The organism is Thiobacillus thiophilus (assembly GCF_055378705.1).
On sequence record NZ_AP042404.1, the window covers coordinates 273079 to 287244 of the forward strand.

The 14166-nt window shown below is 62.1% G+C and carries 13 protein-coding genes; 1 reads left to right on the forward strand and 12 read right to left on the reverse strand.

What is annotated here, in order from left to right; all coding sequences use genetic code 11:
- Positions 1 to 363: 363 nt before the first annotated feature.
- From ACZ41T_RS01335 to ACZ41T_RS01385, 11 genes are all read right to left on the reverse strand, one after another.
- Entirely contained in the window at positions 364 to 540 is a 177-nt protein-coding gene (locus tag ACZ41T_RS01335; protein ID WP_464922697.1) for a hypothetical protein, read from the reverse strand.
- A gap of 283 nt (positions 541 to 823) precedes the next feature.
- Positions 824 to 1270 carry a DUF3577 domain-containing protein gene (locus ACZ41T_RS01340; RefSeq protein ID WP_296641453.1) on the reverse strand — a complete coding sequence of 149 codons (447 nt, stop codon included), beginning with the start codon at positions 1268 to 1270 and terminating at the stop codon, positions 824 to 826.
- Positions 1271 to 1676: 406 nt separating this feature from the next.
- A complete protein-coding gene (locus ACZ41T_RS01345) occupies positions 1677 to 2036 on the reverse strand; it encodes a helix-turn-helix domain-containing protein (protein ID WP_296641451.1) in 360 nt (119 codons plus the stop codon).
- Positions 2026 to 2334: a type II toxin-antitoxin system HigB family toxin gene (locus ACZ41T_RS01350; RefSeq protein WP_296641449.1), complete on the reverse strand. Its 309-nt coding sequence runs from the start codon at positions 2332 to 2334 to the stop codon at positions 2026 to 2028. Before ACZ41T_RS01350 ends, ACZ41T_RS01345 begins: the two co-directional genes overlap by 11 nt.
- A gap of 460 nt (positions 2335 to 2794) precedes the next feature.
- Positions 2795 to 3232, reverse strand: a complete 438-nt coding sequence (locus ACZ41T_RS01355; protein ID WP_464922698.1) for a hypothetical protein — start codon at positions 3230 to 3232, stop codon at positions 2795 to 2797.
- Positions 3225 to 5546 (reverse strand): heavy metal translocating P-type ATPase, encoded by a 2322-nt coding sequence (locus ACZ41T_RS01360; RefSeq protein ID WP_464922699.1) that lies wholly within the window; start codon positions 5544 to 5546, stop codon positions 3225 to 3227. Before ACZ41T_RS01360 ends, ACZ41T_RS01355 begins: the two co-directional genes overlap by 8 nt.
- Positions 5547 to 5633: 87 nt before the next feature.
- Complete coding sequence (locus ACZ41T_RS01365; RefSeq protein ID WP_464922700.1) at positions 5634 to 6617, reverse strand: arsenic resistance protein; 984 nt, start codon at positions 6615 to 6617, stop codon at positions 5634 to 5636.
- Between the two features lie 193 nt (positions 6618 to 6810).
- Positions 6811 to 9987 carry an efflux RND transporter permease subunit gene (locus ACZ41T_RS01370; protein ID WP_464922701.1) on the reverse strand — a complete coding sequence of 1059 codons (3177 nt, stop codon included), beginning with the start codon at positions 9985 to 9987 and terminating at the stop codon, positions 6811 to 6813.
- A 13-nt stretch (positions 9988 to 10000) separates the two neighbouring features.
- Positions 10001 to 10342 (reverse strand): P-II family nitrogen regulator, encoded by a 342-nt coding sequence (locus ACZ41T_RS01375; RefSeq protein WP_464922702.1) that lies wholly within the window; start codon positions 10340 to 10342, stop codon positions 10001 to 10003.
- A gap of 9 nt (positions 10343 to 10351) precedes the next feature.
- On the reverse strand, positions 10352 to 11881 hold the full coding sequence (locus tag ACZ41T_RS01380) for an efflux RND transporter periplasmic adaptor subunit (RefSeq protein ID WP_464922703.1): 1530 nt from the start codon (positions 11879 to 11881) through the stop codon (positions 10352 to 10354).
- An 11-nt stretch (positions 11882 to 11892) separates the two neighbouring features.
- Complete coding sequence (locus ACZ41T_RS01385) at positions 11893 to 13179, reverse strand: TolC family protein (RefSeq protein ID WP_464922704.1); 1287 nt, start codon at positions 13177 to 13179, stop codon at positions 11893 to 11895.
- A gap of 159 nt (positions 13180 to 13338) precedes the next feature.
- On the opposite strand from ACZ41T_RS01385, the gene ACZ41T_RS01390 reads away from it, so the two are divergent.
- Positions 13339 to 13620, forward strand: coding sequence for a hypothetical protein (locus tag ACZ41T_RS01390; RefSeq protein ID WP_464922705.1), 282 nt, complete (start codon positions 13339 to 13341; stop codon positions 13618 to 13620).
- A 100-nt stretch (positions 13621 to 13720) separates the two neighbouring features.
- On the opposite strand, the gene ACZ41T_RS01395 is transcribed toward ACZ41T_RS01390, so the two are convergent.
- On the reverse strand, positions 13721 to 13939 hold the full coding sequence (locus ACZ41T_RS01395; protein WP_464922706.1) for a hypothetical protein: 219 nt from the start codon (positions 13937 to 13939) through the stop codon (positions 13721 to 13723).
- Between the last annotated feature and the right edge of the window lie 227 nt (positions 13940 to 14166).

Sequence of the window (14166 nt, forward strand, 5' to 3'; positions counted from 1 at the left end):
CGAATTTTTGGATGCGGCAAACCGCAAATGCCGTGACCGTTCTGGCCGTCACAACCCATGATCTAATCGATGCCCAGAAGGCTTGCCCGAAACCTGGTCTCGGGCAAGCCTTCTGGCGGGTGTAGGGAAGACGGGTTATCGGTCCGTCTCAGGGATGAGGCAAGCAGATGGGGATGCATCCGTCGCCAATGTAACCCCTGGGAAACCTGCGGAGGAATCCCAATCCGGTATGAGGGGCTGCCCGGACTAAAAGCCAGCGCTTAGGGCGCCAATCCTGCTGTACTCAGCAAACGAGAAACTGGGTTTACCGAAACGGGCATGGCCCGCTTGGGTAAACGCCCAGAGGCTGGGCGTTTCCTTCCATCAACCGAAACAGATTTTATCAGCCAGGATGGATTGGATGCGACGGAACCGGAGTACATCCCGTTCACGAAGCAAACCCCGACGACGCGCAATGCAGTGAAACCACCTCGCGTCCTCGATCGGCACTTCAGCCTTGGCCATCAATTGAAGGAAGTTTTGTGAGAGTTGGTGACTCATGGATGTCTCCTGGTTGGTTGCGGGGTTTTCACCGGAGGGTTGGCCCTCTGGTGAAAACCCCACGCAGGAGGTTTTCAGATTGACTCCATCAATTCGACAGAGTGCTCGCCATGGCGATGACTTGTGACACCATCACGCACAGACTCATGATGCGCAAATCGAACAGAACATTCAGAAAAGCTTCTTTCATCGTGGACTCCTGGTTTTCAAAATGAAAACTGGGGAGTCCACGATACCCGGCAGGGAGCGTGAAACTCCCCGGTCGGGTTTGTGAAGCTGGACGTTACTGGCCACCTGCTGCAGCCTCTTGCTGTTGCGATGAAACCGCAGGCAGGACAACCGGATTACCGTCCACCCAGGCATTGGTGATCTTGAGCAAACGGCCCTTGATCATCACTCCCGTATCACCCTTCTTGCGTGTGCCCACGTCTTTTTCGTAGACAAACACTTCAGGGTAGATGTCACCCAGCTTGAACTGGATCATTACTTTCCGTTTCTCATCACCATGCGGCTTGAGTACCTCGATCGCTTTGATCGCGTCCTGACCATAAACCCGCACATCGAATTTAGTAGACTCAGGTTTGATCGAGCCATCCTTGTTCCACTCACCACGGAGAGCGGAAATGGAGCAAGCGAGGAACGTTTCACCTTTGTTGGGCTTGACCATGCGAACACGGTTCAAGTAGCCAAGGCCGGTGACATGAAGATCGTAGAATTTGGATTCAGACATAATGCTCTCCTTAAATAATAAAAAAGGGGAGCACTTTCCCCAAAGGGAGCGTGGCTCCCCATGGGGTGGTTGAACTGCGATGGAATTCCAGATCCGAAGACCCGCCGTTTTCAGGAACTGAACGGCATTTATGCGCGCCTTGCGGCAAAAGGCGGCTCCTTACGGGAGGCCAATCGGGCTGCATGAGCCAACAAAACAGGCTTTAGGTTGCCAATTTTCAGATGGTGTGTCAATACTTGGCCGGGCGACTTAACAGGCTCGAAAGCCTGCACCCCTTCGGCAGCAAAAACCGCTGTTGGCGCAATAGACTCGAAGCCCCTTCAGACTGGCCTTGGGTGTCTGGACACCGGAATAGTCGACGCAAATGTGGCGGGTGAAGGCGGGTGCCATCGACGCGCCTCGGTAATCAAGAAGCTTCGGCTAGCAGACTCTCGTAGGGGATATTCAATCCGTCATGTAGTTGCTTGACCATGCGCAGGCTCAGGGGCCGCTTGCGGTTGAGCACTTCGGAGACCCGGCCGCTCGATCCGATGAAACGCTCGAGGTCGCGCGCGGTCAGACCCTGCTGCTCCATCCGGAACTTGATGGCCTCGACGGGGTCGGCCGGGCCGAAGTCATAGTGCTTGTTCTCATAGGCCTCGACGAGCGTCACGAGCACGTCCCGCTCGTCCGCCTCCGGGGTCTGCTCCTCGGCCTGGAAGATGGATTCGAGCCGGCGGAACACCGCCTTCAGGTCGTCGTCGTTTCGGATCGGTTTAATAGTCATTTACATTCTCCACATCGATGCGGTCGTACTGGGCATGTGTACCGACGAACTTTACCCAGACGATGCCCGCCCGGTACTGCATTTCGACCACCAGGCGGTACTTGTTGCCGCCCACGTTGAACACCACGCGGTTGTTGCCGCAGATGCTGGCACTGGCGTACTGGTCCTTGACATCCTGTGGTGATTTCCAGGTCGCCTTGACTGCCTCGTCGTACCAACTGTGAAGCGGGCCACGCGCATCACCGCAGCCGGGCCTGCCCCAAAAGTTCTTTAGACTGCTCTTTGCGATGACCCTCATTAACACCAATATCTCCCATTTTGGGAGACACGTCAACCGCCTGCACGTAGTCTGTGCAAGCATCATGTTTCAGAGGTTGTTTGAGGGAGCATTAGCTCAACCGTCACTACGGGCCAGGTGCTGACGATCACGGTTCGCTGAAATTACCAAAACGAGCGGCAGCAGCGCCACAGATTGCGGACCTTGAAAATATCGCCATCAATGAGCGCTCCTCGGCCTAAGCGGACCATGAGGCAAGCCGTCGCTTCAGTCCGCTGCCGAGCCTAAGCGGACGCTCCGAATGAGAGACGCTAGGGATCGGTATGCGGCAGAGCAGATGTTGGTGTACTGCGCACACCTGCGGTAGGCCAGGCCGGCACAGATGCCCCCAATAACAAGGCGAGGCTGGTGTTGACGACGCCTGCCGTCCAGCCCTTTGCCCCGGCAAGGAACAGGGCGTCCGAGCCGGAAACCCGGCGCGTCAGGTTGTTGTCGATGTGCCCAGCACAAGCAGGCGGCGGCGATGGCCAGAGGGCCGATCCAGTCCGGGCACTCGTTGTTGGCGCCGGGCCAGACGAGTACCGCGCCGCCCGCGACGATGAGCAGCATCCCAAGCACGATGCGGCGGTCGGCGTTTTCCTTGAAGATCACCCAGGCCAGCACGGCCGTGAGCACCGCCCAGATTGAGCATGAGGGAGGCGGCGCCCGCATCGGTATGGGTGAGGCCGAACACCAGCAGCACCGGCCCCAGCAGCAGTCCGCCGAAGACGATGGCACCGGCAAGCCAGCGCCATTCCCCGGTTGCCAGCCCATATAGAGCAGCCCGGCCAGCAACAAGGTCGGCAACTCGCCGACCAGCAGCTTGACCAGCGACGAGGGCGGGCCAGATGACCGAACGTGCGTTGCTCATTTCATCCACGATAGGCCAGCAAACGCAAGGCGTTCACCACTACAACCACGGTCGATCCTTCGTGGATCAGCACTGCCACGCCGATCCCCGCCCAGCCGAACAGGGTGGCGGGAACCAGCAAGGCCACCACGCCCAGGGACACCCACAGGTTCTGGCGAATAATGCGCTTCGATGCGCGGCTCAAGGCCACGGCGAACGGCAGTCTGGAAAGATCGTCGCCCATCAGCGCGACATCGGCGGCTTCCAAGGCCACGTCGGTGCCGGCGCCGCCCATGGCGATGCCGACGGTGGCGCGCGCCATCGCCGGCGCATCGTTGACGCCGTCGCCGACCATGGCTACCTGGCCGTAGCGCTGCGCGAGTTCCTCCATGGCCTTGACCTTGTCTTCCGGCAACAGGCCGGCTTTCACTTCGTCTAGACCCACCGCGTCGGCGATGGCGCGGCCCACGCGCTCGTTGTCGCCGGTAAGCATGATGGTCTTGCGGATGCCGGTCTGATGCAGACGCTCCAGCACCTGCTTTACGCCCTCGCGCGGCGTGTCGGCCAAGGCAAAGATGCCGAGGAACTGTCCGTCCGCCTGGATCAGCATGATGGTTTTGCCTTCTGTCTGCAGGCGCTCTGCGTGCTGCTGAACCACTTCGGGGATGGCTTCGCCTTCAAACAGCCTGGCGTTACCAATGGCTATTTTTTGCCCGCCAAATTCAGCGCGCACGCCTTTTCCTGTCACGGCTTCGACTTCCCCGGCTTCATCCCAACTTAAACCGCGACCCTTCGCCTCCGTCACCACCGCCTGCGCCAGCGGATGGGCGCTACGGCTTTCCACGGCGGCGGCAGTAGTTAGCAGACGCGATTCGTCGCCGCTGATGACGACGACGTCGGTCACTTTGGGCTTGCCGATGGTCAGGGTGCCGGTCTTGTCGAAGGCGATGGCTGTGAGCACGCCCAGATTTTCCAGATGCACGCCGCCTTTGATCAGTACGCCGCCGCGTGCGGCGCGCGCGATGCCGGACAGCACCGCCGACGGGGTGGCGATGGCGAGCGCGCAGGGGGAGGCCGCCACCAGCACGGCCATCGCGCGGTAAAAGGATTCCGCAAAAGGAAAGCCGAACAGCGGCGGCAGCACGATGAGCAATACGGCGCCCCCCAGCACGACGGGTACGAAGATGCGCTCGAAGCGGTCGGTGAAGCGCTGGGTGGGAGACTTCTGCGTCTGCGCCTCGGCCACCATCGTAACCATGCGCGCCAGCGTGCTCTCCTGCGCCAGCTTGGTGACCTCGATCGTCAACATGCCTTCGCCGTTGACCGTGCCGGCGAACACCTTGTCGCCCGGCTGCTTGTCCACCGGCATGGATTCGCCGGTGATGGGCGCCTGATCCACCGCCGAGTTGCCTGATGCCACCTGGCCGTCGGAGGGGATGCGCTGGCCGGGTTTGACCACCACCCGGTCGCCGCGCTGCAAGGCTTCGACCCGCACCTCGATCTCGGCACCATCGCGCTGCACGATGGCGGTCCTGGGCGCCAGTTCCGCCAGCGCCTCGATCGCCTTGCGCGCCCGGTCCATGGCCATGTGTTCCAGAGCATGACCGAGGCTGAACAGGAACAGCAGCAGCGCGCCTTCTACCCAGGCACCCAAAGCCGCGGCCCCGGCCGCTGCGACGATCATCAGGGTGTCGATGTCGAAGCTGCGGCTCTTCAAACTCTGCCAGGCGTCGCGCAGGGTATAGAAACCGCCCGCCGCATACGCACCCAGCAGCAGGCCGAGCGAGAGCGGGCGCGGCGCGTCGGCGAGACCGGCCAGCCAGCCGGCCAGTAACAGCAAGCCGGCCACGCCGCTAAAAATAAGCTCGCGATGTTCGGCGAACCAACCGGCCTCATGGCCTTCCTCCAGCACGGCATAGCCGAGCGCCTGGATGCGCTTAATGATTACCGGACGTCCGATTTTCTCGCTGTCGAATTCCAGGCGCAGGCGTTCCGAGGCGTAACTCACGGAGGCTTCCAGTACGCCATCCGTGCGTTGCAGGGCATGTTCGATCACCGTGGCGCAGGTGGGGCAATCCATGCCGTCGATGCGCAGGCTCTCGTGACGAAACCGGTCTCCGATCTTCGCGCCGGCCGCCTGCGCCAGTTCGCGCACCCGGCTCACGCTGAATTGCTGCGGATCGTAGTGCAGGCACAGGCGGGCGCTTCCGTCCTCACGTACCAAGTGCACTTTTTCCAGACCTTCGGCCTGCAGCAGCTCCGTCAGCCGCCCTACGCAGGCGTCGCGCTCGTCGGGGATTTCCGGCAGGACCAGGGACAAATCCAGTTCAAGTTTTTCAGCCATGCTGCTACTCCTTATTGAAACCATCGATTTCGACGCGGGGTTGCGCGCCTCATGGAACGGACAAAGACCTGCGCTTGGCAGGTGCCCTCATAAGGTCTCGCGTTCCGTTGCAGGCTTAACCAAGCGCGGGATCCAGCGCACATAGACAAGTTCGCTGACGAGTTCGACCAGCGTTTGCGTCACCACGACCGCGGGGATGAGGGCGCCGCCACCGGGGACGGCGAATGCCAGCGGCAAGACCACTAGGGAATTTCGGGTACCCGCGCTGAAGGCCAGGGCGCGGCCCGCGCCTACATCGAGTCCCATGAGTTTTCCCACTGCATAGGCGACAAACGGCATGACGATCGCGAATGCCACATAAATCGGCACCGTCCGTGCAACATCGGCCGACGCAGCGCCGATCCGCGGTGCGACGGCTGCGAACACCAGCAACAGCACCAGCGCCATCAGCGGGACCGGCAGCCATCCCATCACCCCCTCGACCCGCCTGCCCGACGCGCGGCGGGCGGCCCAGTACTGTGTTGCTCCAGCGAGCACAAGGGGGATCGCAATCAGCCAGAAAAACGCATGCAGGAATGGGCTTGCCTGCACCAGGCCCGCGGCGTCGGGCCCGAGAAACAGCCCGATATAAACGGGCAGCAGCAGCATTTGCGCGATGAGCAAAACCGGCGTCGCCGCGAGGATGAGCTTCGCGTCTCCCCGCCCCAGGTGCGTAAATACGACGACGTAATCGATACAGGGCGCCAGCAATACCAGCAGCACGGCAAAGTGAAGGGCCGGATGGGCAGGAAGGAACTGGATCAGCCCGAGTACCACCAGCGGAACCGCAACGAAGTTGACGATCAGCAGCGCCGAGAGGAAGCGCCCGTGAGCAAGCGCCTGCCCGAGGGCAGCCATCGGCACTTGCAGGAAGGTGACATACAAAAGCGCAGCCAGCGCCGGATTGATCCAGGCTTCCAGTGCGGCAGTGGATGGCCCCGCAACGGCGGCTACCAGCAGGCCGGCAAACACCGCCATGAAATAAATGGCGACCTGATGCTTTTCCAGCGTCGGCCTGGAGATGCGAATCATGCCTGGAAAATGCGTTGTGCTACCGCCGGGCTTTGCCGCACTGGTCGTAAAACCGGGAGCCCTTCAGCAGCACCCCCGCCGAATTTGCCGCCTATCAAACTACCGAACATGCGTTCAAGCAATCCCATGATTTACTCCTTTGCAGTTGATTGATTTGACGAGACGCCCCAGCCTGTCGGCCGGGGCGTTCCGGTCAGGCGGGTTGTGCTTGCAGTCTGCTGTTATCAACAGGACCCGCCTCGATCTCTTCCTCTTTCCGGTGCGCCAGCCGATACAGGAGCGGCAGAACCAGCAGCGTCAATGCGGTAGACGACAGGATGCCGCCGATGACGACGGTAGCAAGCGGGCGCTGCACTTCGGCACCGGTGCCGGTGGCAATCGCCATCGGGATAAATCCGAGCGATGCGACCAGCGCTGTCATCAGCACCGGACGCAAGCGGGTCAGTGCGCCATCGACAATTGCTGCGTCGAGCCGTTTTCCGTCTTCGCGCAGGCTGCGGATATAGGCGATCATCACCAGGCCGTTCAGCACGGCCACACCCGACAGCGCAATAAAGCCGACTCCTGCCGAGATCGACAATGGAATATCGCGCAGCCACAGCGCGAGGATGCCGCCGGTGAGCGCGAACGGCACGCCGGTGAATACCAGCAGCCCGTCCTTGACGTTGCCGAACATGGCGAACAGCAGCATGAACACCAGCAGCAGCGCGACCGGGACGACGATTTGCAGGCGCTTGGCGGCCGATTGCAACTGCTCGAAGGTGCCGCCCCAAGTTGTCCAGTAGCCGGCGGGAACCGGCGCGTCGGTCTGGATTCTCTGCGTGGCTTCGCTGACGAACGAGCCGATGTCGCGGCCGCGGACGTTGGCGGTGACGACCACCCGACGCTTGCCGTCTTCGCGGCTGATCTGGTTGGGGCCGGGGGCAATATTGATAGTCGCCACCTCGCCCAGCCGCACGAAGTTGGCTTGCGCATTGTCCGCTGTGGATGGCAGGGGGATCGGCAACTGCTGCATCGCCGCCAAGTCGTTGCGCAGGCGCTCGGGCAGACGGACGATGATGTCGAAGCGCCGATCGCCCTCGAACAGCATGCCGGCTTCGCGCCCGCCGAGCGCGATCGACACTGCATCCTGCACATCGCCGACATTGATGCCGAGCCGCGCGGTTTTTTCGCGGTCGATCTGGATCGTCAGCATCGGCAGCCCGGTGGTCTGCTCGACCTTGACGTCGGCTGCACCCGGCACGCTTTCGAGCACGCGGGATATTGCTTCGGCGCTGGCGTTCATGGTGTCCATGTCGTCGCCGAACACCTTGACCGCCACGTCGCTCCTCACGCCCGACAGCAGTTCATTGAAGCGCATCTGGATCGGCTGGGTGTACTCGTAGTTGTTGCCGGGTACCCTGGCGGTCGCCTCCCGCATCGCCTGCACCAGGTCGGCCTTGCTGCGCGTGGGATCGGGCCATTCCGACTGCGGTTTGAGCATGATGAAGTTATCCGCGACGCTGGGCGGCATCGGGTCGGTGGCGATTTCCGCCGTGCCGAGCTTGGCGAAAATCCGCTCGACTTCTGGAAACTGCTTGATCGTGCGTTCGAGTTCGGTCTGCATCTCGACTGCCTGCGACAGACTGGTGCCGGGGATGCGCAAGGCGTGTAGCGCGATGTCGCCTTCGTTGAGACTGGGCACGAATTCGCTGCCCATGCGCGTGAGCAGAAGCGCCGACAAAACCACCGCGACGCCCGCAAAGCTCAGTACCAGCGGTGCGTTCTTCAGCGAAAAATCCAGCATTGGCGCATAGCCTCGCCGCGCCCAGCCCATCAGGCGGTTCTCCTTCTCGCTGACCTTATCGCCGATCAGCAGCGCGACGGCGGCGGGGATGAACGTCACCGACAGAATCATCGCGCCGAGCAGGGCCGCGACCACGGTGAACGCCATCGGGTGGAACATCTTGCCCTCGACGCCGGTGAGCGCGAAGATCGGCAGGTAGACGACCATGATGATGAGCTGGCCGAACAGCAGCGGCCGCCGCGCTTCACGCGACGCCAGAAACACTTCGTGGAAACGCTCGTTGCGGGTCAGGCTTCGCCCCGCCGCAGCTTGTGCGTGTGCCAGCCGGCGCACGCAGTTCTCGACGATCACCACCGCGCCGTCGATGATGATGCCGAAGTCGAGTGCGCCCAGGCTCATCAGATTAGCGCTAACCTTGTTGCTGACCATGCCGGTAAAGGTGAACAGCATCGCCAGCGGGATGACCATGGCGGTAATGATCGCGGCGCGGATATTGCCCAGGAACAGGAACAGCACCGCGATCACCAGCAGCGCGCCTTCGAGCAGATTTTTTTTGACCGTGTCGATCGCCTTGTCGACCAGGATGGTGCGGTCGTACACCGTCTGCGCGACCACCCCGGCAGGCAGGGTGCTGTTGACTTCTTCCAGCCGCTTGGCCACCGCCTGCGATACGGTGCGGCTGTTTTCGCCGATCAGCATGAACACCGTGCCGAGCACGACTTCGCGCCCGTTTTCGGTCGCAGCGCCGGTGCGCAGCTCCTTGCCCATGCCGACTTCGGCCACGTCGCCGATGCGAATCGGAACGCCTTCCCGGCTGCCGACGATGATGTTGCCGATGTCGGCCAGATTGGCGACCTGGCCGGGCGCGCGGATCAGATATTGCTCGCCGCTTTTTTCGATATAGCCTGCGCCCGTGTTGCCGTTGTTGCGCTCGATGGCGGCGACCAGGTCGTGCAGCGTCAGGCCGTAGGCCATCAGCTTGTCGGGCAGCGGCGCAACCTGAAATGTCTTGGCATAGCCGCCGATGCTGTTGATCTCGGTCACCCCCGGCACGTTGCGCAATTGCGGCTTGATGATCCAGTCCTGAATCTCGCGCAGGTCGGTCGACGTGTAAGCACTGCCGTCGGCTTTTTTCGCGCCCGGTGTGGCCTCGACCGTCCACATGAAAATCTCGCCCAAGCCGGTCGAAATCGGCCCCATTTCCGGCGCGACCCCGGCGGGCAATTGCGCGCGCGCCTGGCCGATGCGCTCGTTGACGAGTTGCCGCGCAAAGTAGATGTCGGTCCCTTCCTCAAAAATAACCGTCACTTGCGACAGGCCATAACGCGACAGCGAGCGCGTCTGTTCCAGACCGGGCAGCCCGGCCATGACGGTTTCGATCGGGAAGGTGATGCGCTGCTCGGATTCAAGCGGCGAATAACCGGGGGCGGCCGTGTTGATCTGTACCTGCACGTTGGTGATGTCAGGCACGGCATCGATCGGCAGCTGCTGGTAGTTGTACACGCCGAGTGCCGCCATGCCCAGCGTCATCAGCAGCACCAGCCAGCGCTGGTCGATGGCAAAACGGATGATTTTTTCAAACATGATGAGATTTTTCCTAAAGCGCCGCGTCGCCGCGTTCGCCGGAGCGAATGCGCAGCACGTCTGCAAGTTCAGAAACAGCGATCAGACCGTCGCCGGGATTGCCTGTGCAGGCCGCTGCGCGTATGGCTTCCACCACCGTCTGCGCGTGTTCGTCCGAGCAAAACATCAGCAGCATCAGTCGCTCGTGGGCGTCCGGGTTCCACTCGGTGGGTACAAAGGCGTGGTGCGGCCCCTGTCCACGGGAATGGCCGTGCGCCGGAAAGTAGGTGAAGCCGGACAAATGGGCGAGGCCATGCAGTGCCTGTTCAATGCTGTCCAGACGATGCGGCTGCACGATAGCGATGATCTGTTTCATTGGGGTCTCCTAGTGGTCATGGCTCGCGCCGGATTTTTCCAGATCGGCCTTGATCAGAAAGCTGTTCGTCGCGGCATACACTTCACCCGCATTCAGCCCGCTGACGACCTCGATGAACTTGCCGTCGCTACGCCCGAGTTCCAGCGGGCGCGCTTCCAGATCGTTGCCGTAGCGTCCGAACACCGCCGTCCAGTCGCGCACGCTCTGAATGGCTTCGGTGGCCACCGCGACCGGCACCTCGACCGAGCCAGTGACCAGCTGTACCTTGACCTGCAAGCCGGGGCGCCAGACCCCGTCCGGGTTGGGAAGCACCACTCGCGCAGTGGCCGCGCGCGTCGCTTCGCCGACCAGCGCGCCGACATAGGAAATCGTGCCGCTGCCCTGCGCCGCAAACGCGGTGGCCTGGATGTCCGCTTTCTGGCCGGGTCTGACTGCACCGAGGTCCTTGGCCGCGACCGTCATGTCCACCCACACCGTGGACAAATCGGCGATGACGAAAATCTTCGCATCACCCTGCACGGCTTCGCCCAGCGAGAGGTGCTTTTCGACCACCACGCCGTCGATCGGCGCGCGGATTTCGTAGCGCGTCAGCGCGCCGCCCGGTTGTCCCGCGCCACCCAGCGACGCCAGCTTCTGCCGCGCGTTCTGCATGGCAATTTCGGCTTCCTGCATGGCATGCTTCGCTTGCAGGTAGTCCTGCTCGGCTGAGATTTTTTCTTCCCACAACTGCTTCTCCCGCTCAAACGTCGTGCGCGTCAGCGCCAGGCGTTTTTGCGCCGCCAGCAGTTCGCTGCGCTGGTCGGCCAGCGCCTGGCTGGAAATCACCGCCAGCAGTTGGCCTTTTTTCACCTGGTCACCGGCATTGGCCGGCGAAGCCGCCACCACCCCGGTCAGCAAAGGCACCACATGCACCATGCGGTCTTCGTTCAGGCGAATCTCACCGATCAGTTGCAGCACGGCATTGATCCGTGCCGGGCCCGCAGTCAGCAGGTTCACGCCGTTTTGCTTGAGCTGCGCATCGCTCAGGCTCACCCGCGCTTCAATCTGGTCGTAGCCGAAGCGGTACGCCTTGCCGCCGGACTGCGCGGCTATCTCCGCCTTGAACGAATGTGGCTCGACCACTTCGGCGTCGCCCTTGAGGTAATCACCTACCTTGGCAAACTGGATGGCCTCTGGCGCGCGCCCGAGGCGGTGCAGCGTGATTACAACCTGGCTTGACGACGGATCGACCGGCTTGCCGTCGCGGTAGAGATAGACGCGAAATTCCGGCGGCACGCCCTGTTCAAAGATGGTTACTTCTAGCCCGTAGCCGTTGTCGTTAAAAAGCTTGCCGCCGTGCGGGCCCTTGGCCGGACCGGCTTCTGCCACGTGCGGTTCTTCGTCGTCGTGACCCGGCGCTTCGGCATGACTTTCTTGCCCGTGCCCGTCGTCTGCGGACTGCAGCTTGCCCGTGCCGAGGATCAGCCCGGCCAGCACGACGCCGATCCCCAGGACAGCGGCAATGTAAAGGGTCTGTTTCTTGTTCAGATTGAGTTTCATGTGGGCTCCTACTACTGAGTGGCGGCTGGCGCCAGGGTCGATTGGGTCGATGCCGCGCCGAGAATGCGTTCGATTTCGGCGGCGGATCGATGCGCTTCGGCCAGTGCGCGCAGATATTGGGATTTGGCCTGGAATGAAGTGCGCTGGGCGTCCAGCACTTCGAGGAAACTGAATTTGCCCAACTCGAAGCCCTTGGTCGCGGCGTCGTAGGCGCTCTGCGCACCCGGCAGAATGTCCCGCTGTAGCGACGCCACCTCCTGACGTGCCGTATTCAGGCGTTCATGCGCTTGCACAAGCTCATTGGACAGGCGGATCCCGGTGGCGGACAGTTCGTCGCGCGCCTTGTCGGTGCGGCGCAGCGCTTCAAGCAGGTTCCCTTGATTGCGATCAAAGATCGGAATCGGAATCGAAACGCCGAGGATCGCCTGGTTGAGATCCTGTTCTTCGATGCGTTTGCCACCCAGGCTGACAATCATGTCCGGAACGCTCCGGCTTCGTTCAACTTCCGCCAGCGATTGCCGACGATCGACCTCAATCCTGGCCCGCAGCAAGTTGGGGGAAGCGGCGAGGCGCGCGTTCAGGTCTGCCATGGAGGGGAGTGGCGGCAGGGCTTCTGGGTCGCCTTCGGCACGCTCGAAACGCGGTGACGAATTGCCCCAGGTGGCAGCCAGTCGGCGGCGTGCGGTCGTGACCTCGCTTGCTGCCTGCGCCTGTTCAACACGCACGGCGGCCTCGGCCACGCGCGCCCGGGTCTCTTCGACCGGGGACACCTTGCCAGCTGTGACTCGCCGCGCGGCGGCACCAGTCGCGCGTTGCGCAAGCTCGACCGACGCCTGGGCAAGCCGCAGACGTTCCTGCGCAACCAGCACGTCAAAGAACGCCTCCGTTACCACCGCACGAATCTCGGCACGTTTGGCATCCAACTCCAGGGAAGCAGCATCGCGGCCGCGTTCAGCAGCTTCGATCCTGGCGCTACGCTTGCCGCCCAGTTCGATCGGCTGATTCAACTGCAGGGTCGTGGTCCGCGTCTCCCGGCGCGTGTCCTCGATCAAGGCCGAAAGCTCAGGATTGGGCCGGGCTTGTGCCTGGGTGATGGTGGCGTCGAGCGCCTCCAGTTCGCGGCCCGCCGCCGACAACTCTGGGTTGGCGCCAAGTGCCAGTTCCAGTGCCGCATTCAGGGTAAGCGGGGCAGCCGGTTCGCTGGCGCGTGGCGCGCCTGATTCCAGACCGGTTTGCGGGATTTGCGCCCACGCCGCCAACGGCAGCGCGAGCAAGAATACGGATAGCGTAAGTCGCATGGTTTTCCTCGTGAAGAAATAACAGAACGAAGATCACCGGCGCGCGACAGCGGAACGCGGTTTGAAGCCGCGTTAAAGCAAACGTTCGCCGGTTCAGGCGGACGCTAGAGGGGGACGGTCGAGTAAGGGGGGGGTGCGGCTGAGGAAGGCGGCGGGTGCATGCTGAATCGGGCCACCGCTCAGTTCCAGCCCGAGAACCGGGCCGGGCTGATAAAAAATGAAGGAAAACACGTGGTGGCAGTGATTGCCGTGATGGCCGTCTTCATTGTGCTGCTCGCCGTCGGTACTGACGAGCGCGGCGAGGTCATGGCTGGCGTGCCCGCCATCGTGATGGTCATGGTCGTGGACCTGCGCGCCGACGGCATCCGCCCCCACGTAACCATGCAAGCCAGCCGCCGCTGCCCAGGCAAACTGGAGCGGTACGATGAACATGATGATTAGGGCGATGAGACGACGCATGGGTCGGATTGTACAGATTCCAGCGTATTCACCAAGAGTTCGATCGTACGCATTCGCCGGAGTTGGTCATTCATCGGCATTTCTAGTCAATGGCCGGTGTGCGCTGCTTAGCTGACTTGGCAGGCGCAGTACACCAGCGGCGGCTCTGGCCGACGACCAGCCTCCCGAGAATATTCGGCCCACCGTCGCTTCCTCGGCCGAAGCTGACATTCGGCCTGCTGACCGATTCGGTCGGCAATGCGGCGGCAAGCTGATCTTCAATGGCCATCACCCTGATCGGCAGTTTTTCGGTTTTCGTCACCGCACAACTGCAGTGACGCTAGTATGCTACTGGGGTTAGGGAAACGTACCCGTCCGAGTTTCATGCCCGAGGAGCATCAGCGTTTCATGCAGCGTCAGATCACCCGCGACAACCACTATGTGCCGCAGTGGTACCAGCGAGGCTTCTAGCAGCCTGTCGGACTTGGAGCCCCGCACGGCAGCAATTTCCCCGCCGGGACGGTATTTGCACAATATTTAGGCATTTTT

Excerpts from the sequence above, each read along its gene's own strand:
- ACZ41T_RS01380 (WP_464922703.1), bottom strand. The coding sequence starts at position 11,881 with ATGAAACTCAATCTGAACAAGAAACAGACCCTTTACATTGCCGCTGTC.
- ACZ41T_RS01340 (WP_296641453.1), bottom strand. The coding sequence starts at position 1,270 with ATGTCTGAATCCAAATTCTACGATCTTCATGTCACCGGCCTTGGCTAC.
- ACZ41T_RS01375 (WP_464922702.1), bottom strand. The coding sequence starts at position 10,342 with ATGAAACAGATCATCGCTATCGTGCAGCCGCATCGTCTGGACAGCATT.
- ACZ41T_RS01365 (WP_464922700.1), bottom strand. The coding sequence starts at position 6,617 with ATGATTCGCATCTCCAGGCCGACGCTGGAAAAGCATCAGGTCGCCATT.
- ACZ41T_RS01385 (WP_464922704.1), bottom strand. The coding sequence starts at position 13,179 with ATGCGACTTACGCTATCCGTATTCTTGCTCGCGCTGCCGTTGGCGGCG.
- ACZ41T_RS01390 (WP_464922705.1), top strand. The coding sequence starts at position 13,339 with ATGCTGAATCGGGCCACCGCTCAGTTCCAGCCCGAGAACCGGGCCGGG.
- ACZ41T_RS01335 (WP_464922697.1), bottom strand. The coding sequence starts at position 540 with ATGAGTCACCAACTCTCACAAAACTTCCTTCAATTGATGGCCAAGGCT.
- ACZ41T_RS01350 (WP_296641449.1), bottom strand. The coding sequence starts at position 2,334 with ATGAGGGTCATCGCAAAGAGCAGTCTAAAGAACTTTTGGGGCAGGCCC.
- ACZ41T_RS01345 (WP_296641451.1), bottom strand. The coding sequence starts at position 2,036 with ATGACTATTAAACCGATCCGAAACGACGACGACCTGAAGGCGGTGTTC.
- ACZ41T_RS01370 (WP_464922701.1), bottom strand. The coding sequence starts at position 9,987 with ATGTTTGAAAAAATCATCCGTTTTGCCATCGACCAGCGCTGGCTGGTG.
- ACZ41T_RS01360 (WP_464922699.1), bottom strand. The coding sequence starts at position 5,546 with ATGGCTGAAAAACTTGAACTGGATTTGTCCCTGGTCCTGCCGGAAATC.